Raw genomic sequence first — 24,429 nt, 5'->3', positions numbered from 1 at the left:
GATCAGACCTCCCCGGTGCCGGGTCGCTCGACGACGAGGCGCAGCGGCGGCGCGGTGGGCGTGTCGGGATCGGCGACGAGGCGCTCGACCTCGACGAGCACCCTCGCCCGGAACTCCACGATCCGGTCGACGACCTCGGCCGGCGTCTCGGCGACGACGTAGCGGGTCCCGTCGACCAGCGAGACCACCGTGTCACGGGTGGTCTCGACCCGTTCGATCAGGTCTGCGTTGATCCCGATCCGGCTGCCGTCGAGCCGCGTCAAGAGGACCACGTCGCCGCCTCCTTGCGTCGAGTGCCGCCCGCCTCGTGCGGGCCGCAGGTGTATCGGAGCCGACGGCCCGCCCGTGAGGGTTGGGCGCGGATGCATCGCCCCCCGGGCGGGTGGACGTCGCCTGCCGCTCTCGACGGCGGTCAGGTCGGCCGGACCCTCCCCCGCCGCACCGGCCGGGGAGGGTCACGACGCTCAGCGCTTGAGGTTGACGACCTCCTGCAGCATCTCGTCGGAGGTGGTCACCACCCTCGAGTTCGCCTGGAAGCCGCGCTGGGCGAGGATCAGGTTCGTGAACTCGGTCGAGAGGTCGACGTTCGACATCTCGAGCGTCCCGCTCGACAGGAGGCCGCGGCCGCCCTGGCCGGCCTGGCCGATGTTGATCGCACCCGACGCCGGCGTGGCGCGGAAGGCGGAGCCGCCGCGCTTCTCGAGGCCTTCGGGGTTGTTGAAGCTGGCGAGGGCGAGCTGGCCGAGGGACCGGGTCAGGCCGTTCGAGTAGGACCCGGTGACGAGGCCGTCCTGGCCGATCGAGAAGCTCTGCAGCGAGCCGGCGGCCGAGCCGTCCTGGTCGAGCGCCGAGGCGGTCGACAGCGAGCCGAACTGCGTGACGCGGGTCGGGGCCGCGGCGGCGCCGAGGCTGACCGAGATGTCGTCGCCGGCGCCGAAGCCCGGGATCGCACCGCCGGGGATCGTGAGCGTGTAGCCGGACGTGAGCTCGCCGTCGGCGTCGAAGGTCAGCGGGCCGCCGGTCACCGCCGTCGCCGCCGCGGGCGGGGTCGGCTGCTGCACGCCGGCGGCGTCGACGTAGCGGTAGCCGACGCCCCAGGTGTCGCCCGCGGTCTTGGTCAGCTCGAAGCGCACCGTGGTCTGGCGGCCCTGGCCGTCGTAGACGTCGATCGACGTGGCGACGGTCGTGCCGACGGCGGCGTCGGCCGGGAGGTTGCCGCCGAGGACGGTGGAGGTCGTCTGCACCGGGGCGATCACGTCGCCGACCGGGATGACGAGCGGCCGCACCGGCCCGTTCGGGTTGAACTGGCCCGTGGCGTCGGCCGGCCAGCCCTGCACGATGCCGCCGTTCTGCGACACCAGCCGGCCGAGCGTGTCGAGCGTGAAGGCGCCGGACCGGGTGAAGAGCCGCTCGCCGCCCTGCTCGACGATGAAGAACCCGTCGCCGGTGATCGCCAGGTCGGTGCCCCGGCCCGTCAGCTGGGGCGCGCCCTGCGAGAAGTTGGTGGTGACGCCGGCGACGCTCGCGCCGAGGCCGATCTGCGCGGGGTTCGTGCCACCCGCGGTGGCCCCCGCCCGTCCGGCACCGCGGAGGGTCTGGCTGAGGACGTCCTGGAAGACCGTGTTGGAGGACTTGAAGCCCGTCGTGTTGACGTTGGCGATGTTGTTGCCGACGACGTCCATCATCGTCTGGTGGTTCCGCAGGCCGGAGACGGCGGCGTACATGGATCGGATCATTGGTGGCTCCTGGTGGGGTGGGAGGTCGGGCGGGTGGTCGTGGGGAGGGCGGTCGTCGGGAGGGCGGTCGGTGGGAGTGGTCGGTGGGAGTGGTCGGGGTGCTCGGCTCAGCCGATGGCGGTGATGCGGTCGAGCGGGATCTGCTCGCTGCCCACGTCGACGACGACGCCGTCGGCGGTGGAGCGGGCCCGGGTGACGGCGCCGGAGTGGTCGGCGCCGTCGGCGCCCTTCCACGTCACGTTCCGGCCGATGAGCCCGGTCGCCGCCGACAGGCCGAGGGCGCTGACGGTCGCCGCGCTCTGCTGGGCGATGAGGTCGAGCTTCTCGATCGAGGTCAGCTGCGCGGTCTGGGCCATGAACTGGCCCGGGTCGGTGGGCGACAGCGGGTCCTGGTAGCGGAGCTGGGCGACGAGGAGCTGCAGGAAGGCCTCCTTGTCGAGCTCGTCGCCGCGCTTGGGAGCGGTCGTCGGGCCTGACGCCGGGGTGGCGGGCGTCGTGCCGAGCTGGACGGGGATCGTCATCGGTCCTCCGGGACGGTCGTGGGTTTCGGGTCAGAGCCGGACGTCGAGTCCGGAGGGTCGGGTGGCGGGTCGCGGTGCGGTCGTGGCCGTGGGGTCGGCGCCGACGGCCGCGGCGGGTGCGGTCGGGCCGGCACCGGCCCGCCCGGTCTCCACCGCGTCGTGCTCGGGTGCCCGCCGGGGGTCGCCGGAGCCGACGTCGAGGTCGCCGAGCGCCACACCGGCGCGGCGGAGGTCGGCCCGCAGCTCGTCCAGCGAGGCGTCGATGCGGTCGACGGCGGCGCCGTGCGCGGCGCGGATGTGGAGGTGGGTCAGGCCGTCCTCGAGGTGGACCTCGACCGAGAGGGCGCCGAGCTCGGCCGGGTGCAGCTGGAGCTCCAGACGCGAGCCGTCCAGCCGGTGGAGGCGGGCGGCGAGGTGCCGGCCGAGGTCCTCGACCGGCACGGGGACCGGTGCGGCCGCCGGTGGGGCGGGGGCGGACGGTGGGGCGCCCGCGGCGGTCCGGGTTGCCGGTGCGGTGGTCAGGCCCGGAGCGGCGGGGGCCGGTGCGACGGCGTCGGCGGGCGCGGCGGGGCCGGGTGCGGCGCCGGCGGGTCCGGTGCCGTCCGGTGCAGCGCCGTCCGGTGCGGCGCCGTCCGGTGCAGTGCCGTGCGGGGCAGTGCCGTCCGGTCCGGTCGCCGGGGCATCCGCGACGTCGGCGGCCGCGCCGCGGCCCGTGGCGTCCGCGCCGTCGCCCGCGGTGATGGGCGCCGGGTCGCCCGGCGAGTCGGCGCCCGGGTGTGCGACCGAGGGCGCGGCGGGACCCGCTGCGCCCTCGGTCGGTCCGGCGACGGTGGTCGCTCCGGCGACGGCCGCCCCCGGGGCGTCGACCACGGCAGGTGGCGTCGTCCCGCCGGCCGGTGCCGCGTCGCCCGACGTGGAGGGCCCGGTCGGGTCCGCTCCGGCTGCCGCGACGGCGGTGGCGGCCGCGAGGGCGGCGGCGTCGGTCCCGTCGTCGGTGCCCACGTCGGCTGCAGGGTCGGTGGACGGGTCGTCCTCGGACGCGGCGCCCTCGGCCCCGGTCGCCTCGCCGGGTGCGGTGACGGGTGCCTCCCGGTCGAGGTGGTCGGCGCCGGCCGGGCCGGTCGAGTCGCGGTCGTCGGACCCGCCGGCGCGCCGACGGGGCTGGTGGTCGGGGCCGTCGGTCCGCTCGTGCCGTGCGGTGGTGCGGTCGGCCGGCTCGCCCGGGTCGTCCCGGTGCTCCGGGCGCGAGCGGCGCTCGGTCGTGCGGCGGGGCTCGAACGCCCGGTCGGCATCCGCGAGCGTCGCCTCGAAGCCGTCGTCGGGCCGTCCGCCGCCGGTCCGGCGGTCGGCACGGCGCTCCGCACGGGGGGCGGCGTCGAGCACGGGCGGGGCGATGGGCGCGCTCACCGGCGCGCTCCCGAGGTGCTGGAGAGCGTCGACATGATCCTCCGGACGTAGTTCTGCGTCTCGGCGTACGGCGGCACGCCGCCGTAGCGGCGCACGGCACCGGGGCCGGCGTTGTAGGCGGCGAGGGCGAGCTCGAGGGAGCCGAAGCTCTGGAGCTGCTGGCTGAGGTAGCGGGCGGCGGCGTCGACGGCCTGGGCGGGGTCCATCGGGTCGATGCCCATGGAACGGGCCGTGGCGGGCATGAACTGCATCAGGCCCCGCGCCCCGGCCGGGCTGACCGCCGAGGCGTTGCCGCCGGACTCGTGCCGGGCGACGGCCGCCAGCACCGCCGGGTCGATGCCGTAGCGCTGGCCCGAGCGCACGAAGAGGTCGCGGTACTGCGCGAGGGCGGGCGAGGAGGCGGTGATCGCCGCCAGGTCGCCCCGCACCCCGGTGGCCCCGAACCCGCTCGACCCGGACGCCGTCGTGGCGGGCGCAGCGCCCCCGGACGCCCCGACCGCGGCCGTGCCGTCGCCCACGATGCGGCGGATGGCCGTCGGCGTCCGGTGGATCGGCGCGATCTTGACGACGTCGCCGGTCCGCGGGGCGTGGATGATCTGGCCGCCGCCCGCGTAGATGGCGATGTGGTCGACCGGCTCGCCGAAGGCGATGAGGTCGCCGGGACGGGCCTCGGCGAGCGAGGGGACCGCCGTGCCGGCGCGGGCCTGGTCCCGGCTGACCCGGGGCAGCTCGATGCCGAGGTCCTCGAACACCTGCTGCACGAAGCCGGAGCAGTCGAGGCCCGACGACGGGTCGGTGCCGCCCCACCGGTACGGCACCCCGAGGTAGCGCTTCGCCGCCTCCATGATCCGCTCGCCGGTCGACGAGCCCGAGCCGTCGAGCCCGTCGAGCAGTGGGGAGGCCGTCGACCCCAGCGCCTCGGTCGAGGTGGTGCCGAGCAGGGACGACAGCAGCGACGAGAACTCGCCGACCGACGACGCGGTGGTCGACGGGTCGGCGACCGGCGTGGGCTCGAACCGGGCGCGGATGCCGGCGATGCGGGCGAGCGGCGACGCCGCGACGGCGCCGGAGGCGGCGATCGGGCTCACGGCCGGCCCCCGTCGTCGGTCGTCCGCCGGCGATCCCGGGCCCGGGCCGCGGCGCCCTCGTCGAGCCGCTTCTGCTCCGTGCGCTCCTGCTCGGCCCTCCACTCGGCGCGGTGGCGCTCGTCGAGCCGCTCGAGGCCCTTCAGGTCGGCGGCGGCCGACTCCCAGTGGGCGAGCGACCTCGAGGTGAGGTCCGCCGCGGCCACTTCGGCGGCGCGGGCGGCCTCGACCGCGCTGGCGAGGCGCTCGTGGTGGTCGCGCGCCGCGGTCCACTGGAGGCGGGACCCGTCCGGGAGCCCGGCGGCCCTCGCCGCGTCGAGCACCGCGCCACGGCGATCGTGCTCGGTCGTGGCGGCGTGCTCCGCGGTCCGCGCCGCGAGCAGCTCGGCCCGGGCGCGCTCCTCCTGGATGCGGCGGACGCGCAGCACCGTCTCGAGGCGGAACCGGTAGGCCATCAGACGGCCCCCTGCGTCGCGGCCGGTGCGGCGATCGTGCCGGTCAGCAGCTGCTCGAGCCGGTCCCACACCTCGCCCGGACGGCTCGGCTCGTCGAGGCCCTGCTGCAGGAACGCGTCGATCTCGTGGCGGAGCAGCAGGGCCCGGTCGACGTCGGGGTCGGCTCCGGCCTGGTACGCGCCGATGTCGACGAGGTCCTTGGCGTCGCGCCAGGCGGCGAGGAGGCGCCGGAGGTCCCGGGCGAGGGCCCGCTGGCGCTCGTCGGTGACCGCGCCCGACACGCGGGAGATCGAGGCGAGCACGTCGATCGACGGGAAGTGCCCGGCGTCGGCCAGCGCCCGCGACAGCGACACGTGCCCGTCGAGGATCGAGCGGGCGGTGTCGCCCACCGGGTCGTTCAGGTCGTCGCCCTCGACCAGGACCGTGTAGATGCCGGTGATCGAGCCGTCCTGCGAGGTCCCGGCCCGCTCGAGCAGGCGTGGCAGCAGGCCGAACGTCGACGGCGGGTAGCCCCGGGTCGCCGGCGGCTCGCCGGCCGAGAGCCCGATCTCGCGCTGCGCCATGGCGACGCGGGTCAGCGAGTCCATGAGGAGGTTCACGTGGGCGCCCCGGTCCCGGAACGACTCGGCGATCCGGGTGGCCACGAAGGCGGCGTTGCGGCGGACGAGGGCCGGGGCGTCGGATGTGGCGACGACGACGACGGCCCGGGCCAGGCCCTCGGGTCCGAGGTCGCAGTCGATGAACTCCCGCACCTCGCGGCCGCGCTCGCCGACGAGGGCCAGCACCGAGACGTCGGCGTCGGTGCCCCGGACGATCATCGACAGCAGCGAGGACTTGCCGACGCCGGAGCCGGCGAGGATGCCGATGCGCTGGCCGCGGCCGAGGGGCACGAGGGCGTCGAGCGCCCGCACGCCCACGTGCACCGGCGTGCGGACCAGCGGCCGCTCGAGCGGGTGGGGCGTCGGTGCGCTGAGCGGGACGTGCGGCAGGTGGCCGATCGGCGGACCGCCGTCGATCGGCCGGCCGAGGCCGTCGAGCACCCGGCCGCGCAGCTCCTCGCCGATCGGGGCGCTGAGCGGACCGCCGGTGGCGACGACGGGGTCGCCGATCCGCAGGCCGTCCAGCTCGCCCAGGGCCATGGCCGTCGGCCCGCTCTCGCCGAGCGCGACGACCTCGGCCCGGACCGGGTCGGGACCGCCACCGATGTGGAGCACCTCACCGATCGCGGCGTCGACGCCGGCGGTCTCGATGCCGAGCCCGACCACGCGCCTGACGCGGCCCCGGATGACCGGGCGCGCGGCAGCGGCGAGCCGGTCGCGGTCGACGACGGAGGTGCTCACGACGTCAGCACCTCCCGGACCCGCTCCAGGGCGATCGCGATGCCGGCGTCGACGTCGGTGTCGCGCACGTGGAGCCGGCAGCCGCCGGGCCCGACGTCGGGATCGGCCACGACCCGGACGTCGGGCAGCGCCGGGTGCCCGGCGAACGCCTCGGCGTCGTCGGGGTGCAGGTGCAGCACGGCGCCGGTGGCGTCGGTCGTGTCGGGGAGGACCCGCAGCGCCCGCCGGACGGCGTCGAGCGCGGCGTCGTCGACCGACGAGACCTCACGGTCGAGGACGGCGGCGGCCACCGCCATCGCCAGGTCCGTGACGGCATCGGCGACGCGCTCGGCGTCGGCGTCCCAGCGGCTCCGCTGCTCGGCCAGGGCGTCCGCGACCGCGCCGGCCAGCTGCTCCGCCCGCTCGGCGGCCTCGGCCAGCGCGGCGGCGCGCCCCTCCTCGACCCCCGCCGCGAAGCCCTCGGCGCGCCCGGCCGCGCAGCCCTCGCGGTGCCCGGCGGCGAAGCCGATCAGCCTCGCCCCGGCACCCTCGTCGAGGTCCGGCTCGTCGCCGGCGCCTGCGCCCAGGTCGTCGGGCAGCAGCGGCAGCTCCATCGGGCGCACGTCGGGCTCGGCCACCGTCACTCGACGAACTCCTCGCCGGAGCGGGCGAGCACGATGTCGCCGGCGTCCTCGAGCTGGCGGATCACCCGGACGACCTCGCCCTGGGCCGCCTCCACCGCGGTGAGGCGGACGGCGCCCAGCAGCGCGATGTCCTCGTCGAGCGTCTCGGCCGCCCGCTGCGACAGGTTCGACGTGACCTTGACGCGGACCTCCTCGCGGACGCCCTTGAGGGCGAGCGCCAGGTCCTTGGTGTCGACCCGGCGCAGGATCTGCTGCACGGACTGGTCGTCGAGCCCGACGATGTCCTCGAACACGAACATCCGGGAGCGCACCTCGTCGGCGAGATCGGCGTCGTGCTCCTCGAGGCCGTCGAAGATGAGCCGCTCGGTCGCCCGGTCGGAGCGGTTCAGCACCTCCACGAGGGACTGCACGCCGCCGGCCGAGGACAGGTCCCCGGCCTGGGCGAACGACGACAGGCGCCGTTCGAGCTCGCCCTCGACCACCGCCACCACGTCGGGGGCGGTGCGGTCCATCAGCGCCACGCGGACGGCCACGTCGCGCTGGGTCGTCTCGGGCAGGCCCGACAGCACCATGGCCGCGGCCTCGGGCTGCATGTGGGCGATGACCAGGGCGATCGTCTGCGGGTGCTCGTCGCGGATGAACGAGAGCAGCATGCGCGGGTCCACCCGGCGCACGCACTCGAACGGCGCGCTCACGAACGACATCGACAGGCGCTCCACGATCTCGCCGGAGCGGTCGCTGCCGAGGCTGGCCTCGAGCAGCTCGCGGGCGACCTCGATGCCGCCGGTCGCCAGGTGTCGACGGGCGCGGGAGCTGACCTCGAACTCGTCGAGGACCTCGTCGACCACGTCGGCCGGGACGTCGCGGAGCTGGGTGACCTCGGCGACGATGGCGGTGATCTCGTCCTCGTCGAGCTGGCGCAGCACGCGGGCGGCGCGCTCGGTGCCGAGCGACATCAGCAGCACCGCCGACTTCTGCGGTCCGCTCAGCGCCGGCGAGGGACCGGGGGCGACGGTGCTCATCGGGGTCCGTTCCGGCGGTCCGCGAGCCAGCTGCGCAGCAGTGCGGCCACCTCCTCGGGCTGGTGCTCGATCAGCTCGCCGAGCGCGGCGTCGCGGTCGGAGCGCTGCTGCACCTGCAGCGCAGCGGGGTCGGCCGGCTCGATCACGGCCGGGGTGGGTGGCGCGACGACGAGCGTGGCCCCCGGCTCGACCGACTCGATCTCGACGACGTCGGCGAGCTCGACCTCCTGGGTGAGCGCCATGGCCGGCTCGCCCGGCGGCAGGGCCTGCGCGGCTGCGGCCTCGAGCTCCCACCGGAACGCCTTGCGCCGGCCGCGCAGGTAGGCGGCCAGGGCGGCGACGGACACGAGCAGCACCACGAGCGCGATGGCCAGGTTGCGCACCGTGTCGTCGGCGGTACCGACCTCCTGCTCGGCGGCGTCGAGCTCGGCCTCCGTCGCGGCCTCGGCCGTGGTGTCGAAGCTCGTCCTCGTCACCTCGAGCACGTCGCCGCGCTCGGCGTCGATCCCGGCTGCGGCGTTCAGGGCGGCGGTCAGCTGCGGCAGCTGGGTGGGCGTCACCTTTGACTCGTCGACGAGCACGGCGACCGACAGGCGCTCGATGGCGCCCGGCGCCTCGTTGGTGGTCTCGACCACGCGGTTGACCGCGTAGCGGACGTCGTCCTGCTCGAGGGAGTAGTCGGAGTCGCCGCCGCCGGCCGCAGCGGCCGGCGTGTCGGGCCCGAGCACCCCGCTCGCCTGGGTGGCGCCGCCGGTGTAGGTCTCGGTGCGGGTCGAGGCCTCGGTGCGCAGCGGCTGGCCGTCGGGACCGGGCGCCGGCGCCTCGTAGGCCTCGCGGGCGACGTTGGTCTGGTCGTAGTCGAGGGCGGCGGCGACCGTGACGTGCGAGCCCTTGTTGCCCACCACCGTGGTGAGGAGCGAACCGAGCGACGCCTGCAGGTCGGCCTCGAACTGCTGGGTCTGGCGGCGCGAGGAGCCGGCGCCGCCGGCCCCGGCCAGCTGCTGGCCGGGTGCGGCGAGGACGTTGCCGTCGGAGTCCGCGACGGTCACCGCGTCGGGCGACAGGCCCTGGATGGACGAGGCGACCAGGTTGACCACCGCACGGACCTGGTCGTCACCGAGGGTCTGGCCCCGCTCGGTGCGCACGAGCACGCTGGCCGACGCCTTCTGGTCGTCGAGCGCGAACGCGCCGTCGTCGGGGATGGCCAGGTGGACGACCGCGGTGTCCACGACGTCGATCGACTCGATGGTCTTGGAGAGCTCGCCCTCCATCGCCCGCTGGTAGCCGACCTGCTGGCTGAACTCGGAGCTGGTGAGCCCTTGGTCGTCGAGCACGCCGTAGCCGACCTTGGAGTCGCTGGGCAGCGCGGTGGCGGCGAGGTCCAGTCTCAGCTGGTCGACCTTGTCGGCGGGCACCATGATCGTCGTCCCGTTGGCGGCGAGCTCGTAGGGGACGCCCTGCTCCTCGAGCGCGGCGGTCACGGTCGCGCCGTCCTCGGCGGTCAGGTTCGTGTAGAGCGGCGCGTTCTCGGTCCCGCCCGACAGCCGGGTCACCATGAACATGGCGACGATGACTGCGGCGACCGCGCCGACGGCCACGATCTTCTGCGTGCGGCTGTAGCCCGCGACCAGGCTCGTCACCTTGTCCTTGAGACCAGCAGCGCCCTTGAGACCAGCGGCGCCCTTCAGACCGGCAGCGCCCTTGAGACCGGCAGCGCCCGTCATGCCGGCGCCACTCGTCAGGCCGGTCGCGGCGCTCCGCCCGGCGTCGCCGGGGGCGTCGTCCGGTCCGGTCGTGCCGGGGGACGGCGGGGCGTCCAGGCTCACAGCTGCATCCTCATGACCTCGTTGAAGGACTCGATCGCCCGATTGCGGACCGCGACCGTGAGCTGGGTCATCAGCTGGGTCTCGGTGGTCGCGACCATCAGGTCCTCGACGCGCTCGAGGTCACCGGTGGCCGCGGCCTTGGCGAGCTGGTCGGTGTTGCGCTGGGAGGCGTCGAGGTCGTCGAGCGCCCCCGTGATCGCCTTCGAGAAGTCCTCGGCGGATCCCGCCGAGGACGCCGACGACGTCGGCGAGGTGGCGGTGGTAGGGAAGGCGGCGGTGACGCCGGAGATCGGTGTGATCGGCACCGTCACCTCCCGAGCTCGAGCGCACGCTCGTAGGAGTCGCGCGCCCGCTCGAAGACCGTCACGTTCGCGGAGTAGGCCCGCTGGGCGATGATCAGGTTCGTCATCTGGGTGGGCAGGTCCATGTCCGGCACGCGGACCATGCCGTCGGCGTCGGCGTACGGGTGGTCGGGCTGGTAGACGAGGCGGCCCTCGGCCGAGCCGAAGGTGGCGCCGGCGACGAAGGACCCGCCGCCGATCGAGGCGCCGCGGCCGGCGCCGCCGCCGCTCGAGCTGGCGATCACGTAGCGCTCCTGGAACGCGGGGCTGCCGGCCGGGTTGATCGTGTTGATGTTGGCGACGTTGTCGCCCACCGCGTCGATCCAGGTCTGGTACACGCGCATGCCGGACGCGGGTGCGCCGAGCCCGGAGAAGGGGGTCACTCGCACGCTCAGCTCCCGATCGCCGTGCGGAGCGTGTCGTACTTGCCGTTCATCGCCCGGATCACCAGCTGCTGGCGGAGCGACGTCTCGGTGAGCCCGGTGAGCTCGTCGCCGATGTCGACGTTGTTGCCGTTCAGCTGGCTGGGTGCGGTCGACGCCTTCACGTCGACGTCCACGTCCAGCGGGTCACCACGGCCGATGGCGTCCCGGAGGGACGACTCGAAGTCGACGGTGCTGGCGGTGAACCCGGGGGTGGCGACGTTGGCGACGTTGTCCTCGGCCGCCGAACGCCGCGCGTCGAGGCCCCACAGGGAGGCCTGCAGCGTTCGCAGGGTCAGGTCGGAGATCACGGGGCGCGCTCCACGGTGGACGTCGCCGATCCGTGGCGGGGGTCCCGAGCGATCCGTGCTCCTTCGTGGATCGGAGCGGGCGGTGCGCCGATGAGGGTTGGCCGGAGATTCCTCCGCGACCTCCGCACCGAGCCGGAGCGGGGGAGGGGGAGCGGCTCAGACGAGGATGCCGGGGTCGCGCCGGTCCCGGGCGGCGGAGGCGCCGGCGCGGTGGCGTCGCTGGGTGGACCGCAGGTCGGCGACCACCCGGTCCCGCTCCGCGGTCAGCTCCCGGCGCCGGGCGTCGCAGGCGGCGAGCAGGGCGCGCGCCCGCACCGCGACGCGGGGCGGGAGCGCGCCGAGGTCGGTCGGCGGCTCGAACGGCTCACCGGTGGCGATGCACTCCTCGAACCGGTCGAGCGCGGCGTCCCAGCCGTCGGCGCCCGGGCCGGTCGCGCCGCTCGCCCCGACGGGCTCCGGGGCCGTGGTGTCGTCAGCCGGCGACATCGATCGAGCCCGTTCCGGTCAGCACGTGGTCGGAGGTGGCGGCCGACGGCACCGCCGACAGCCGCTGCCACGCCGTGGTCCACGCGTCGAGCAGCGGGGTGACCGCCGCGGTGGCATCCGCAAGCGCGGCGCGGTCCATCGCCAGGTTGGCCTGGACCAGCCGGCCATGGAGGTAGTGGTAGATGCTCGACAGCTCGCCCGCCGCCGCCCACACGGTCTCGTCGAGGGCGGCGTCGAGCTCGGCGACGATGTCCTGGGCGTGGATGAGCGCGGCGTGCGCCGCGGCGCGGTCCGACCGCTCCATCGCGTCGTCCGCATCGGCGAGGTCGCGGACCAGGCGCTCGTAGACGAGCACCAGCAACCGCTCCTGCGAGACGGTCGTCCGTTCTGCTCTGAAGGTGGCGAGGGGTGTTGCGAGGGGCATCCGTGCGCTCCGTGCTCGTGGGGTGGGGGTCGTTCCTGTCCTGTCGCCGGGCTCAGCCCAGGGCCGAGAGCTGACCGGTGAGCCAGCTGCTCTGCGACTGGAGGCTGCCCATCTGCACCTCGAGCTGGGACCAGACCGCCCGCAGGTGCGCCTCCTTGGCGGTGAGGCGGACGTCCCAGGCCGAGATCGAGGACTGCAGCGACGAGATGCGGGAGCGGGTCGACGTCTCCTCTCCCGTGAGGTAGCCGTCGCCGAGGTCGGTGGCGGCGGCGGCGGCGCTGGCCACCCGCTGGGCGAGCCCGGCGGTGTAGTCGACCGTTCCGACCACGCCGGTGCCGCTCCCGCCCACCGTCACGGACAGGCCGCCGAGCCCGGCGGTGGCGCTCGGGACGGCCAGCACGCGACCGGTGCCGACGGCCGCCTTGCCGCCGATGGTCCCGGCGACGTCGGAGCCCGCGGCGGTCGTCCACGTTGCGCCGTCCCAGGCCACGTCGAAGCGGGCGGCGCTGCCGGCGTTCCGGTGGGTGACGACGAGCTGGCCGGCGTCGATGCCGACGTCGAGCTGCAGGCCCTCGTCCGCGATCGCGGCGGCCAGGCCGGCGGAGATCGTCGCGAGGTCCTGGCCGGCGACGGCGTCGAAGGACGCCACCGTGCCGTTGACCCGGACCGAGATCGTCCGGTCGGCGACGAGTGGGTCGGGGATGGACTGCGAGGCGCTCGCCGCGGTGGCGGGCGACGTCACCACGACGTCGTAGGTGCCCGAGAGGGCGCGGTTGCCGGCGCCCCGGAAGGTGACCGGACCGGTGGTGGTCGCCGTCTGCGTGAACAGCGCCTGCACGGCGTCGGGGTCGTCGCGGTACGCCGCGCCGAACTTGGCGCTGTCGAAGGTGAAGGTGCCGTTCCGGGTGATCTGGAGCCCCGCGAGGCCGGCGGACCCGAGCGACGAGGCGCCGACCTGGTCGGTCACCGCCCTGATCAGCTCCTGGGCGACGCGCCGGACGGTCGGGTCGCCGTTGAGGCTGGCCGCGGTCTTGGTGGCGGCGTCGTAGGCGGTGCGGGTCTTGATCTCGCCGAGCACGGCGTTGAGCGAGTCGACGAACGACTGGACCTGCTTGGCCATCCCGTCGACGTCCTCGGCGACGTCCACCGTCACCGGCGAGGCCGACACGGCGACGGCGGTGATGCTGACGCCGGAGAGCACGTCGGAGAAGGTGTTGGACGGCGACGTGACGTCGTACGCCCCGGGCCCGGAGCCGACGACGAGCTTGGCGTCCTGGCCGGTCGACGTGACGGTGGTGCCGCCGGTGAGGCCGGCGAGCGTGAAGGTGGAGCCGTCGCCGGTGGTGGTCGCGGTGACCTGCAGGCGGTAGCCCGCGCCGGTGTTCACCGCGGCGGCGCGCACGCCGAGGTCCGCGGCGTTGATGCCGGCGACGACGTCGGCGAGCGAGCCCGACCCGACCGACACCGACACGGGCCCGTCGTCGCCGGTGAAGGTGAGCGGTCCGGCGGCCGCGGTGGTGGCGGTGGTGGCGAACACGTCGGTGCTGCGCAGGCCGTGGGCGCTGGCCAGGCGGTCGACGGTGAAGGTGAGCGAGCCGATCGACGCGCCCTTGGCGGCGCTGACGACGGCGGTCGAGCTCGAGGTGGTCGTGGCGGACCGGAGGCCCCAGCCGCTCGGCGAGCTGATCGTCGCGGCGGCGGACGACAGGCCGCCGAGCTTGGTGCGGATGGAGCCCAGCGCGTCCAGCGCGGCCTGCACGGTCGCCTTGCGGCTGACCAGCGCGTCCTGCGGAGCCTTCTCCACGGACATGAGCTGCTGGATGATCGAGCTGGTGTCGAGGCCGCTGATGAGGCCGTCGATGGCCATCGGTCGCTCCGGTCGTGCGGGTGCGGGAGGGGGAGGGGAGGAGGGTGAAGGGGACGGTGGGGGGACGGGTCTGGCGGGCGTCGAGCGGGGTGGCGCTCGGGGAGGGTGGCGCCCCACCCGCGGCGGGTGGGTCCGATCGGGGCGTCGTCGGCCCGATCGGTCCCACCCGCCGTCAGGAGGGGTACCGGGGGATCAGCCGAGCAGGCGGAGGACCGACTGCGGGAGGCCGTTGGCCTGGCCGAGCATGGCGGTGCCGGCCTGCAGCAGGACCTGGTGCCGGGTGAAGGACACCATCTCCGACGCCATGTCGGTGTCCCGGATGCGGGACTCCGAGGCGGCGAGGTTCTCGGTCGTGACCTGCAGGTTGGCGATCGTCGACTCGAAGCGGTTCTGGTAGGCGCCCAGGTTGCCTCGGGTGGTCGACACCGTCTTGATGGCGCTGTCGATCGCCGTGATCGCCGACGAGGCGTCGGTCGAGACGTCGATCGTGTTGATGCCGAGCGACGTCGCGTTGACCGCCGTGAGGCTGATCGTCAGCTGGTCGCCGGCGTCGGCGCCGACCTGGAAGACACCGCCGGAGCCGGTGGCGGCCGCCAGGACGCCCGGCGTGATCGCCAGGTCGGAGGCGAGCGGGGTGTTGGTCCCGTCCGCCAGCGTGACCGCTGCCGAGTAGCCGTTGGAGACCGTGAAGCGGCCCTGCTCGACCGAGACGCTGATCTTCTCGGCCGCCGCGGCGTCGGTGGCGTTGCCGGTCGCCGTCAGGGCCGCCTTGATGCGGTCCGTCAGGTAGGCGGCGGCGTCCTCGGGATCGAGGGCGGTGGCGGCGTCGAGCTCGACGGCCACGGTGCCGGAACCGCCGGCCACGCTGACGCTGAAGTCGTCGCCGGCGGCCCACGTGACCGCAGCGGCATCCGTCGTGCCGGTCAGCTTCGTCGGCTGGACGCCGAAGTTGCCGTCGAGCAGCTTCTGGTTGCCGAACTTGGTCGTGTCGGCGATCCGGGTGATCTCCGAGCGGAGCTGGTTCACCTCCACCTGCGCCGCGTCACGGGCGGCCTGGTCGTTGGAGCCGGTGTTGGCGGCCTGGACGGCCAGGTCCCGCATGCGGTTGAGCATGGAGTGGACCTCGTTGAGCGCACCTTCCGCCGTCTGGACGACCGAGATGCCGTCCTGGGCGTTGCGGGTGGCCTGGCGGAGGCCCGACACCTGGGCCCGCAGGCCCTGGCTGATCACCAGGCCGGCGGCGTCGTCGGCGGCACGGTTGATCCGGAACCCGGACGAGAGCTTCTCGAGGCTCTTGCCCATCTGGGTGTTCGTGGTGGTGAGGTTGCGGTAGGCGTTGAACGCCTGGATGTTCTGGTTGATGCGCATGGTGGTCCCTTCTCTTCCGTGATGCGGGGTGTGTCGGGGGAGGTCCCCGACTGCGCAGGGGTGGATCGGACCGCCGGTGGCGCCGGTGAGGGTTCGACCGGACCGGGCCCGGGAATGGGTCGACCGACCCAGGTGAGCGTCTGTTCACCCGGCCGACCGATCGGCCACCAATCCGCACGGAGCCTCATGGGGGTCCGCTCCGATGCCGATGGACCTACATGGACCACCCGCCGCCGAACCGAGCCCCCGCCCTCCGTGGCCGGGCCGATCGGCCCACCAACGCGGTGCTCGAGGACCTGAGCCACGTGCTCTGGCACCAGCGGCAGCTGATCGTGGACCTGGTCTACCGGCTCGAGGTGCAGAAGCTCGTCCTGGCCTCCGGCATGTCGCGCTGGGTCGCCACCGCCGCCTCCGACGTCGAGGGCGCGCTCGAGGACATCGCCGCGATGGAGGCCGTGCGCTCCTCGCTGGTGGAGGAGCTCGGTCCGAAGCTCGGCACGCCGCCCGACGCAGGCATCCGCGCCCTCGTCGACGCTGCGCCGTCGCCGTGGGACCTGATCCTCACCGAGCACCACGCCGAGCTGCTCGCCCTGGCCGCCGAGGCCGAGTCGTCGGCGGGGGAGGGCCGCGAGCTCGCGCACCGCGGGCTCGGCGACGTGCGGGGCCTGCTGAACGAGGTGGGAGGCACCACCGCCTCCTCGGAGTTCGACACCCAGCCCGGCCGGCCCGACGCGCTGCTGGTCGACCGGAGGGCCTGATGTCCTCGTTCGGTTCGCTGAACACGGCGCTCAGCGGCCTGCTCGCTCACCGGCGGGTGCTCGACGTCATCGGCCACAACATCGCCAACGTCGGCACCGACGGCTACAGCCGCCAGCGGGTCGAGCTCACCGGGCTCGGCTCGGCGACGGTCGCGTCGATGTTCTCCAAGCCGGCCGGATCGACCGGGGGCGTCGGCGTCGCCGGCGTCACCCGCATCCGCGACGAGTTCCTCGAGCGGCGGGCCGTCCGCGAGCACGCCACCGGCGCCCGCCTGGAGATCGAGTCGACGGTGCTGACCCGCATCGAGGCGACGATCCCCGAGCCCTCCGACGTGGGCCTCGCCGCCCAGCTCGGCGACTTCTACGCCGCGTGGGACGACCTCGCCAACAACCCCGGCGACTCCGCAGGGCGCATCGCGGTGCTGCAGCAGGCCTCGACGGTGGCGTCGACGTTCCGCCGCGTCGCCGCCGACCTGCACGAGCTCCGCGACGCCGCGGTCACCGAGTCGTCGACGATCGTCCACCAGGTCAACACCATCGCCGGACGCGTCGCCGAGCTGAACGGCGCCGTGCGCCGGGCCAACGCCGCGGGCCTGGACGCCTTCGGCCTCGCCGACGAGCGCGACCGGCTCATCCTGCAGCTCGGGGAGCTCGCCGGCGTCGAGACCCGGGCGCTCGACGACGGCACCGTCGACGTGACGCTCGGCGGCTCGACGCTCGTGCGCGGCGAGCACGTGCGCGAGCTCGAGGTGGCCGAGCCGGGCCCGCTGACCGGCCCGTACGCCGGCACCGGGTTCTCGAGGGTGCAGGTGCGCTGGCGCGAGGACGGGTTCCCCGCCACGGTCACCGAGGGCCGCCTCGGCGGGCTCGTCAACGTGGCGAACGAGCACGTGCCCCACGCCCTCAGCGACCTCGACGCCGTGGCGTCGTCGCTCGTCACGTCGGTCAACGCGCTGCACCAGACCGGTCAGGGCCTCGACGCCGTGGCCGACCTGAACCTGACGTTCTGGGATCCCGCCGGGACCACCGCGTCGACCATCGCCATCTCCGGCGACGTGGACGGCCAGCCGTCGAGGATCGCCGCGGCCGCGGTCGGCGGCGGCGCGCTCGACGTCACGATCGCCCAGTCGCTCGCCGCGCTGGCGGAGGCCCAGGGCGGCACGATCGACGCCTACCAGGACCTGGTCGGCCGGCTGGCGGTCGAGACCCAGAGCGCGGGGCGGCGCGCCGCCATCCAGACCGAGGTCACCGGCCAGGCCGACCAGGCCCGCCTGTCGGTGTCGGGCGTGAACCTCGACGAGGAGCTCACGAACCTCATCTCCACGCAGCGGGCCTACGAGGCGTCGGCCCGGGTGCTGACCGCCGTCGACGCCGTGCTCGACACCCTGATCAACCGCACCGGGACGGTGGGCCGATGAACCGTGTGACGTCCGTGGCGACCGTGCGGCGGTCGCTCTCCGACCTGATGGCGGCCAACTCGGCGCTCGTCGACGCCCAGGCCCGCGCCAGCTCGCAGAAGCAGCTGCAGCGGGCCTCCGACGGTCCCGCCCAGGCGCTGGCCGCGCTCGAGCACCGAGGGGTGCTGCGGCGCTCCGCCCAGCAGCAGCGCAACGCGAGCGACGCCCGGAGCTGGCTGTCGTCGGCCGACACCGCGCTCGCGTCGAGCGTCGACGAGCTCACCCGCGTGCGCACCCTCGTCTCCGGTGCCCGCTCCGGCGCCAGCGACCCCAACGCCCGCAAGGCGGTGGCCGACGAGATCCGCACGATCCGCACGGCGATGCTGTCGCTCGCCAACACCGAGCACCTCGGCCGGCCGATCTTCGCCGGCACCGCCTCGACCGACGCCGCCTTCGCCGCCGACGGCACCTACCAGGGCGACGGCGGCGTGGTGCGCCGGCCGATCGCCCCGGCGGTCGACGTCCAGGTCAACCGCAGCGGCACGAGCGTCTTCGGCACCCAGACCGCGACCCCGATGGACGGCAACGTGTTCCAGGTGCTCGAGGCCCTCGCCACGGCCGTCGAGGCCGGCGACGACGCCGCCATGGCCACCGGAATCACGCGGGTGGACACGGCGATCGACCGGGTGGAGTCCGCGCAGGTCGAGCTCGGCGCCCGGGCCCGCCAGGTGGATGACGTCGTGGCCCGGAGCGAGACCGCCGACCTGGACCGCCGGCAGGCCCTCAGCGAGCTGGAGGACGTCGACATCGCCGAGGCGATCCTCGACCTCAAGGCCCGCGAGGTCGGCTACCAGGTGGCGCTGAGCGCGACTGCGCAGGTCTCGAAGCTGTCGCTGCTCGACTTCCTGCGCTGATCCCGCGCCCCGTCCGTCCGGCCGCGCGGACCCCCGGCGACGGACCTCGCGCGTCCGGGGTGCCGCCGGCTCGCGCCGGCTCGCGCCGACCCGCTGACCGACGGTCGCTGACCTGCGGTCGGCGACCGTCGGGGTCGAACGGACCACGGCGTGGATCGTTCTGACCAAATGTCGGCGCAATTCGATGAGAAGCCTTCAGCTTTCCGACAGGGCGGCCGAACGATGCGGTGCACAGGGGAAGGGACACCCACCCGGGTCCGTGACCCGGCCGACGCCCAGGCGGGAGAGAGCAGAGGACATGGACCCCCGACGTGCCGAACTCATCGAGCGCCACCTGCCCCTGGTGGAGCACGTGGTGCTCAGGGTCGCCGGGAACTTCCCGGCCTTCGTCGATCGCAGCGAGCTGATCAGCGCCGGGACCATGGGCCTCGTGGAGGCGGCGGTCCGCTTCGACCTCGACCGTGGCGTGCCGTTCGCCGGCTACGCCCACCAGCGCATCCGGGGTGCGGTGCTCGACGTGGCCCGCTCGGCCGACTGGATGCCCCGCTCGATGCGGCGCCTGGCCCGCGAGGCGGCCCAGGCGACCCAGGAGCTGGCCAACGAGCACGGCGGGACCCCCAGCGACGACGTCCTGGCCGACCGGCTGGGCGTCGAGGTCGCCGAGCTGCGGCGGCTCCGTTCGCAGGCCGAGATGGGCGTGTCCCGGGGCCTCGACAGCCGGCAGGAGCTCGACCGCCACGACGACGCCGACCAGATGGTCGACCGCAACGAGCCCGAGGTCGTCGAACGGCTCGAGGACACCGAGCTCAAGGGCTACCTGCGGGCCGGCCTCGACTCGCTGCCCGAGCGCCACCGCATGATCGTCATCGGGCTGTACCTCGAGGGCCGCTCGTTCGAGGACCTCGCCGAGCTCCTCGGCGTCACGCCGTCGAGGATCAGCCAGCTGCGCAGCGACGCGATCGACATGCTGCGCGACGGCATCGAGGCCCAGTACCGGCCCCGCTCGACCGATCGGCCGAAGGGCCGCGTCGAGATCCGCCGTGCTCGCATGTCGGCCGACATCGCCCGGCACTCCGACCTGCGCACCCGCCTCGCCGCCCGGTTCCCCCGGCCGGCGCACGAGGACCGCATGCCCGTCGGGGAGTGCCCCGACGACGCGGGCGAGCTGACCCCGCTCGTCGACGAAGCGATCTGAGCGCGCGGGCGCCGGGTACCGTCCGCGGGGTGCCCCGCCGTCGAGTCGCCGTCGCCGCCCTCGCTCCCGACGCGGTGGCCGCCGACCGGATCGACGTGCTGCGACGGGCGCTCGGGGCCGAGCCGCCGTTCCACGTCGCCCCGCACGTCACGCTGGTGCCGCCGGTGAACGTGCGCGAGGAGGACCTCGCCGAGGTGTCGGCCACCCTGCGGTCGGCGGCCAGCGCGGCCCGGCCGTTCGAGGCGCACGTCGGACCGGCGACCACGTTCGCCCCGGTCACGCCCACGTTGCACCTCGACGTCGACGCTGCGGCGACGGCGCACCTGGGCGCGCTCCGGACGGCGTTGCGGACCGGCGTGCTCGAGCGGCCCGAGCAGTGGCCCGAGTACCGACCGCACGTCACGCTCCGGGAGGAGGTCGCCGTCGACGCGATCGACGGCGCGGTGCGCGCCCTCGCCGGGTTCCGGACCACGTGGCGGGTCGACCGGTTGCACCTGCTCGAGCAGCGCCGACGCGATGACGGCACCCCGCACTGGGTGCCGGTCCGGGAGGAGCCCTTCGGGGGGCCCGACGTGGTCGGACGGGGCGGCGTCGAGCTCGTGCTGCGGACGGTGGCGATGGTCGAGGACCCCGTGGCCGAGCGATGCGGCGTCGACCCGGTCGGCCCGCTGGGCCCACCCGGTCGTCCGGCGCCGCTGGTGGTCGTGGCCGAGGCGCCCGGCGCCCCGACCTCCGTGCTCGGCGCCGCCGTCGGCTCGCTCGGGGTGGGCGAGGCCGCGGCGCTGCGGGCCGTGGTCGTCGACGAGGTCGAGCGGGGCACCGGGGTGGGCCGGCAGCTGCTGGCGGCGTGGTGCTCTTCGGCCGCCGCACGGGGTGCCGAGGTGGCGATCGCGGATGTCGGCGGCGACGACCCGTCCGCCTCCGGCTTCCTCGCCGCGCACGGATTCCGACCGGTGGGCGACCTGCTCGTCCGGCGCCTCTGAGCGAACGCCCGGCGGCTCTTCGGCGCCCTTCGGGGTGACCGCCCCTAGATGCGACCGCTGAAGGTGTCGCAGGCGGTGGGATCGGCCGTGTCGAAGCCGCGCTGGAACCACTTCTGGCGCTGGGCCGAGGTGCCGTGCGTGTACGAGTCGGGGTCGGCCCGGCCGCCCCCGGCCTCCTGGATGCGGTCGTCGCCGACCGCGGCGGCGGCGTCGAGGCCCTCGCTGATGTCGTCGGGGGTGATCTCGGTGATGAACCCGGTCGACACCGCGTTGGCGGCCCATACCCCGGCGTAGCAGTCCGCCTGGAGCTCGAGCCGGACCGAGCCCGACGAGGCGCCCTGGCGGTCGCCGCCCGCGCGCTGCCCGAGCAGGTTCTGCACGTGGTGGCCGTACTCGTGGCCGATCACGTACGCCTGGGCGAACGGGCCGCCCGACGCGTTGAACGGCGGCTGGGACAGCGCGTCGAAGAACGTCAGGTCGACGTACACCGTCTGGTCCGCCGGGCAGTAGAAGGGCCCGGTGTCCGACGACGCCGAGCCGCAGCCGGTCGTCGTCGCCCGCGAGAACAGCTGGGTCCGGGCGGGCTCGTAGGTGACGCCGCTGTTGGCGAACACGTCGGTCCAGTAGCGCTGCACGCTGTTGACGACGGCGACGATCCGGCAGTCCTGGCGCTGGTTGGCGTCGGCGCCGGTGCGGCACTCGGACGCGACCTCGCTCGCGCTCTGGTTGCCGATCGTCGTCGACGGGCCGAGCATGTCGCCCCCGAGCCCGCCGCCCCGCGTGCTGAGGAACGCGATGAGCAGGATCACGACCAGGCCGACGATCCCTCCACCGCCGAGCTTCGCTCCCGTGCCGAACCCGCCGCCGCCCGGCAGGCCGGGGAACCCGCCGCCGAGCCCGCCGAGGCCGCCGCCGGCCGGGCTCCGGCCGCGGGCGTCGTCGATCTGGGACGTGTCCAGCCGGGCGTCGTCGTCGAACTCCACGGCCGCAGCCTTGCAGTTCGGCTCACCGGCCGTCCGCCGGAACCGTCCCCCGGTGCGGGGAGACCGGCCTCCCGCCGCTCAGGCCAGGTTCCCGCTCCCGGCCGCTCAGGCCAGGTTCCCGCTCAGGCCAGCTTCCCGCTCCCGGCCGCTCAGGCCAGGTTCCCGCTCCCGGCCGCTCAGGCCAGGTTCCCGCTCCCGGCCGCTCAGGCCAGGCCGAGCTTGTCGGGGCGGTGCCGCGCCTCGACGAGGCGGACCGTGCCCGACCGCGACCGCATCACCAGCGACTGGGTGGTCGCCCCGTTGCGGTCGTAGTGCACGCCCTTCAGCAGGTTGCCGTCGGTGATGCCGGTCGCCGAGAAGAAGCAGTTGTCGCCGGCGACGAGGTCGTCGGTGCCGAGCACGCGGTCCAGGTCGTAGCCGGCCGTGACCGCGGCCTCGCGCTCCGCGGCGTCGCGGGGCCACAGCTTGCCGACGAGCTCGCCGCCCATGCACTTGAGCGCCGCGGCGGCGATCACGCCCTCGGGCGTGCCGCCGATGCCGAAGAGGATGTCGACGCCGGAGTCGGGGTAGGCGGTGGCGATCGCGGCGGCGACGTCGCCGTCGCCGATCAGCCGGATGCGGGCACCGGTCTCGCGGACCTCGGCGACCAGGTCGTCGTGGCGGGGCCGGTCGAGGATCGTCGCGGTCACCTCGCGGACGGGGATGCCCTTGGCCTCGGCCACGGCCCGGAGGTTGTCGCCGACCGAGGCGTTGATGTCGATCCGGCCGGCGACCTCGGGACCGACGGCGATCTTCTCCATGTACACGCACGGGCCCGGATCGAACATCGTGCCCTGCTCGGACACGGCGATCACGGCCACCGCGCCGCCGCGGCCCTTGGACGTGAGCGTGGTGCCGTCGATCGGGTCGACCGCGATGTCGACCTGCGGGTTGGAGCCGTCACCCACGACCTCGCCGTTGAACAGCATGGGCGCCTCGTCCTTCTCGCCCTCGCCGATGATCACGGTGCCGGTCATGCTCACCGTGCCGAGGATGAGCCGCATCGCGTCGACCGCCGCGCCGTCCGCGCCCTCCTTGTCGCCGCGCCCCACCCACTTGGAGGCGGCCATGGCGGCGGCCTCGGTGGTGCGGACGAGCTCCATGGCCAGGTTGCGATCGGGCGTGGTCTTCGACATGGCCGAGACGATACCGACCGGGCCACGCGCCGCCCCAATGGCACGCGAGGATGGAGCGGTGGACGCACGCGACGACCTCACCGCCCCCGACGACGAGCTCGACGACGAGCTCGAGGAGGAGCTCGACGACCTGGACGAGGAGCTCGGGGCGGCGGACGAGGCGCTCGCCGAGGCGGAGGACGACGACGATGTCGACGACGGCGCGGACGACCGGCTGGTCGAGGGCGTCGAGCTGGTGGAGGACTTCGGCGACGAGGAGGTCGTCGAGCGGCTCGAGGGCGGCGACGACGAGGAGCTGGTGTACGACTGCACCTCGTGGGCCGGCGAGTCCCGTGGCCTGCTGGCGAGCCTCCTCGAGACCCACGGCATCCGCCATGCCTGGCAGGGGACCGTGCTGAGCGTCCTGCCCGAGGACGAGGACGCCGTCGACGAGCTCATCGACGAGGTGATGGCGTCGGCCCGGCCCGCCCTCGATCCGTCGGCCGAGAAGGTCGTCTACGAGGTGGGCAGCTGGCCCGCCGCGCTGCAGACGATGCTCGCGGACGCCCTCACGGTCGCCGACCTCCCGTACGAGTGGGACGAGCGGGGCGACCTCGTCGTCTACGCCGAGCACGAGGAGGACGTCGAGGTCATCCTCGACGACATGCCCGACCCCGACGACCCCGACGTCGCGGGCGAGGTGTCGTCCGACGACGGCATCGCGGTGCACGAGCTGCTCGACCGGCTGTTCCTGGCCTCGAGCCGGCTCGCGTCGAAGGACGACCCGGCCTCGATGGTCGCCGTCGACGAGGCGGTCGGCGAGCTCGAGCGGATGGCCCCGCCGTTCGGGTTCGAGCCGCCGCAGTGGCGCACGCTGGTCACCCGCGCCATCGCGCTGCGCGACGCGCTGACGGCCGGCCCCGACGACCCCGGCGCGCTCGACGACGACGAGCTGCGGACCGTCGCGGCCGACGTGCGCGACCTCGTCCGCCAGTACGTGTAGGGCTCACAGGCCGCCGGGGAGCACCGCCGCGGCCCGCAGTACCTTGGTGCGGTGATCCTCGCCGAGGTGGAGGCGTTCCACTCCCGCCCGATCGCCCCGACGCGACGGATCGCGCTCGGGGACCTGGACCTGCCCTGCGACCCCGCACCGGGGTTCGGGGGGATCCTCCTCGGCGGCATCGCGGCCCGGTTCGCCGGCGACCTCGACGAGGACACGGCGATCGACGTGGCGCACCTCGTGAACGAGGTCGAGCGCGGCGGCCGCATCCCGCAGCCGCGGGCGCGGCACCGCCTCCAGGTCGACCGCATCGGCCTGCGCCCCTGCCACCACCGGCTGGTCGGGCGGGGCGAGCAGCTGGTGCTCGACATCGACCACACCAGGGGCACGCCGGCCCAGCACGTGCTCTGCGCGGTCTACGCGGCCGGCACCCTGCCGCCATCGGTGCGCCCGACCGTCATGTCGGCCGTCCGCAAGGGCCTCCGCTGGCACGGCGAGATCGGGCCCTCGCTGATCGCGCACCTCGCCGGGCGGGGCGCCGACCTGTCGGTGACCGCCGCGGCGGACCCCGTCGGCTGGGCGCTGCGGGTGCTGCAGCTCGACGCCGCTCGCACCGGGGGCGCTCCTCCGGCGCTGCGGCGGGTGGACCTCACGATCCCCTCGCGCAAGGAGGTCCAGCAGGCCTTCCGCGACCAGCTGCGTGCCGTGCACCCCGACCACGGTGCCGAGGACGACGGCGCGGCGCAGCGGATCTCCGAGCTGGCCGAGGCGCGGCGCATCCTGCTCGGCTGACCCGCCGGGTGCGGCAGGA

General features: G+C 74.7%; 26 protein-coding genes. 7 read left to right on the top strand and 19 right to left on the bottom strand.

Annotated features, from left to right (window positions below):
• Window positions 1-2 precede the first annotated feature (2 nt).
• The 17 genes from LH044_RS06515 to LH044_RS06435 all read right to left on the bottom strand — a co-directional run bounded on the left by LH044_RS06515 (window position 3) and on the right by LH044_RS06435 (window position 15,234).
• Window positions 3-272: a flagellar FlbD family protein gene (locus LH044_RS06515; RefSeq protein ID WP_227758993.1), complete on the bottom strand. Its 270-nt coding sequence runs from the start codon at window positions 270-272 to the stop codon at window positions 3-5.
• A gap of 192 nt (window positions 273-464) precedes the next feature.
• A complete protein-coding gene (gene flgF, locus LH044_RS06510) occupies window positions 465-1,736 on the bottom strand; it encodes a flagellar basal-body rod protein FlgF (RefSeq protein ID WP_227758992.1) in 1,272 nt (423 codons plus the stop codon).
• A gap of 107 nt (window positions 1,737-1,843) precedes the next feature.
• Window positions 1,844-2,257 carry a flagellar hook assembly protein FlgD gene (locus LH044_RS06505; protein WP_227758991.1) on the bottom strand — a complete coding sequence of 138 codons (414 nt, stop codon included), beginning with the start codon at window positions 2,255-2,257 and terminating at the stop codon, window positions 1,844-1,846.
• Between the two features lie 30 nt (window positions 2,258-2,287).
• Window positions 2,288-3,664, bottom strand: coding sequence for a flagellar hook-length control protein FliK (locus tag LH044_RS06500; protein WP_227758990.1), 1,377 nt, complete (start codon window positions 3,662-3,664; stop codon window positions 2,288-2,290).
• On the bottom strand, window positions 3,661-4,752 hold the full coding sequence (locus tag LH044_RS06495; RefSeq protein WP_227758989.1) for a transglycosylase SLT domain-containing protein: 1,092 nt from the start codon (window positions 4,750-4,752) through the stop codon (window positions 3,661-3,663). The genes LH044_RS06500 and LH044_RS06495 overlap by 4 nt, the downstream gene beginning before the upstream one ends.
• Window positions 4,749-5,204, bottom strand: coding sequence for a flagellar export protein FliJ (locus tag LH044_RS06490; protein ID WP_227758988.1), 456 nt, complete (start codon window positions 5,202-5,204; stop codon window positions 4,749-4,751). Before LH044_RS06490 ends, LH044_RS06495 begins: the two co-directional genes overlap by 4 nt.
• The gene (locus tag LH044_RS06485; RefSeq protein ID WP_227758987.1) at window positions 5,204-6,544 is read right to left on the bottom strand and encodes a FliI/YscN family ATPase; all 1,341 of its coding nucleotides are present in this window, start codon (window positions 6,542-6,544) and stop codon (window positions 5,204-5,206) included. The genes LH044_RS06490 and LH044_RS06485 overlap by 1 nt, the downstream gene beginning before the upstream one ends.
• Window positions 6,541-7,167 (bottom strand): FliH/SctL family protein, encoded by a 627-nt coding sequence (locus LH044_RS06480; protein ID WP_227758986.1) that lies wholly within the window; start codon window positions 7,165-7,167, stop codon window positions 6,541-6,543. Before LH044_RS06480 ends, LH044_RS06485 begins: the two co-directional genes overlap by 4 nt.
• Window positions 7,164-8,189 (bottom strand): flagellar motor switch protein FliG, encoded by a 1,026-nt coding sequence (gene fliG, locus LH044_RS06475; protein WP_227758985.1) that lies wholly within the window; start codon window positions 8,187-8,189, stop codon window positions 7,164-7,166. The genes LH044_RS06480 and fliG overlap by 4 nt, the downstream gene beginning before the upstream one ends.
• Complete coding sequence (gene fliF, locus LH044_RS06470; protein ID WP_227758984.1) at window positions 8,186-10,015, bottom strand: flagellar basal-body MS-ring/collar protein FliF; 1,830 nt, start codon at window positions 10,013-10,015, stop codon at window positions 8,186-8,188. The genes fliG and fliF overlap by 4 nt, the downstream gene beginning before the upstream one ends.
• The gene (gene fliE, locus LH044_RS06465) at window positions 10,012-10,320 is read right to left on the bottom strand and encodes a flagellar hook-basal body complex protein FliE (protein WP_227758983.1); all 309 of its coding nucleotides are present in this window, start codon (window positions 10,318-10,320) and stop codon (window positions 10,012-10,014) included. The genes fliF and fliE overlap by 4 nt, the downstream gene beginning before the upstream one ends.
• 2 nt (window positions 10,321-10,322) lie before the next feature.
• A complete protein-coding gene (locus LH044_RS06460) occupies window positions 10,323-10,745 on the bottom strand; it encodes a flagellar basal body rod protein FlgC (RefSeq protein ID WP_227758982.1) in 423 nt (140 codons plus the stop codon).
• 2 nt (window positions 10,746-10,747) lie between these two features.
• Complete coding sequence (locus tag LH044_RS06455) at window positions 10,748-11,089, bottom strand: flagellar basal body rod protein FlgB (protein WP_227758981.1); 342 nt, start codon at window positions 11,087-11,089, stop codon at window positions 10,748-10,750.
• A 156-nt stretch (window positions 11,090-11,245) separates the two neighbouring features.
• Entirely contained in the window at window positions 11,246-11,575 is a 330-nt protein-coding gene (locus LH044_RS06450) for a hypothetical protein (protein ID WP_227758980.1), read from the bottom strand.
• Window positions 11,562-11,999, bottom strand: coding sequence for a flagellar export chaperone FliS (fliS, locus tag LH044_RS06445; RefSeq protein WP_227758979.1), 438 nt, complete (start codon window positions 11,997-11,999; stop codon window positions 11,562-11,564). The genes LH044_RS06450 and fliS overlap by 14 nt, the downstream gene beginning before the upstream one ends.
• Window positions 12,000-12,051: 52 nt before the next feature.
• Window positions 12,052-13,866: a flagellar filament capping protein FliD gene (gene fliD, locus LH044_RS06440; RefSeq protein ID WP_227758978.1), complete on the bottom strand. Its 1,815-nt coding sequence runs from the start codon at window positions 13,864-13,866 to the stop codon at window positions 12,052-12,054.
• A gap of 192 nt (window positions 13,867-14,058) precedes the next feature.
• Entirely contained in the window at window positions 14,059-15,234 is a 1,176-nt protein-coding gene (locus tag LH044_RS06435) for a flagellin N-terminal helical domain-containing protein (RefSeq protein ID WP_227758977.1), read from the bottom strand.
• 218 nt (window positions 15,235-15,452) lie between these two features.
• Here LH044_RS06435 and flgN point away from each other — a divergent pair, with 218 nt between their 5' ends.
• The 5 genes from flgN to LH044_RS06410 all read left to right on the top strand — a co-directional run bounded on the left by flgN (window position 15,453) and on the right by LH044_RS06410 (window position 20,481).
• Window positions 15,453-15,992 (top strand): flagellar export chaperone FlgN, encoded by a 540-nt coding sequence (gene flgN / locus LH044_RS06430; protein ID WP_227758976.1) that lies wholly within the window; start codon window positions 15,453-15,455, stop codon window positions 15,990-15,992.
• Complete coding sequence (gene flgK / locus LH044_RS06425) at window positions 15,992-17,410, top strand: flagellar hook-associated protein FlgK (RefSeq protein WP_227758975.1); 1,419 nt, start codon at window positions 15,992-15,994, stop codon at window positions 17,408-17,410. The genes flgN and flgK overlap by 1 nt, the downstream gene beginning before the upstream one ends.
• Window positions 17,407-18,303 (top strand): flagellin N-terminal helical domain-containing protein, encoded by an 897-nt coding sequence (locus LH044_RS06420; protein WP_227758974.1) that lies wholly within the window; start codon window positions 17,407-17,409, stop codon window positions 18,301-18,303. Before flgK ends, LH044_RS06420 begins: the two co-directional genes overlap by 4 nt.
• 298 nt (window positions 18,304-18,601) lie before the next feature.
• Window positions 18,602-19,498, top strand: coding sequence for a sigma-70 family RNA polymerase sigma factor (locus LH044_RS06415; RefSeq protein ID WP_227758973.1), 897 nt, complete (start codon window positions 18,602-18,604; stop codon window positions 19,496-19,498).
• A 29-nt stretch (window positions 19,499-19,527) separates the two neighbouring features.
• On the top strand, window positions 19,528-20,481 hold the full coding sequence (locus tag LH044_RS06410) for a GNAT family N-acetyltransferase (RefSeq protein ID WP_227758972.1): 954 nt from the start codon (window positions 19,528-19,530) through the stop codon (window positions 20,479-20,481).
• 44 nt (window positions 20,482-20,525) lie between these two features.
• On the opposite strand, the gene ypfJ is transcribed toward LH044_RS06410, so the two are convergent.
• Window positions 20,526-21,464 (bottom strand): KPN_02809 family neutral zinc metallopeptidase, encoded by a 939-nt coding sequence (ypfJ, locus tag LH044_RS06405; protein WP_227758971.1) that lies wholly within the window; start codon window positions 21,462-21,464, stop codon window positions 20,526-20,528.
• Between the two features lie 203 nt (window positions 21,465-21,667).
• Window positions 21,668-22,639 carry a class II fructose-bisphosphatase gene (gene glpX, locus LH044_RS06400; RefSeq protein ID WP_227758970.1) on the bottom strand — a complete coding sequence of 324 codons (972 nt, stop codon included), beginning with the start codon at window positions 22,637-22,639 and terminating at the stop codon, window positions 21,668-21,670.
• A 58-nt stretch (window positions 22,640-22,697) separates the two neighbouring features.
• On the opposite strand from glpX, the gene LH044_RS06395 reads away from it, so the two are divergent.
• Window positions 22,698-23,621 (top strand): hypothetical protein, encoded by a 924-nt coding sequence (locus LH044_RS06395; RefSeq protein WP_227758969.1) that lies wholly within the window; start codon window positions 22,698-22,700, stop codon window positions 23,619-23,621.
• Window positions 23,622-23,672: 51 nt separating this feature from the next.
• Window positions 23,673-24,410: a J domain-containing protein gene (locus LH044_RS06390; RefSeq protein WP_227758968.1), complete on the top strand. Its 738-nt coding sequence runs from the start codon at window positions 23,673-23,675 to the stop codon at window positions 24,408-24,410.
• The last annotated feature ends 19 nt before the right edge of the window (window positions 24,411-24,429 follow it).

Origin of the sequence: Dermatobacter hominis (assembly GCF_020715685.1) — a bacterium.
GTDB lineage: Bacteria > Actinomycetota > Acidimicrobiia > Acidimicrobiales > Microtrichaceae > Dermatobacter > Dermatobacter hominis.
The sequence above is the reverse complement of the archived record's forward strand: the minus strand, read 5'-3'. Positions and strand labels throughout refer to the sequence as shown.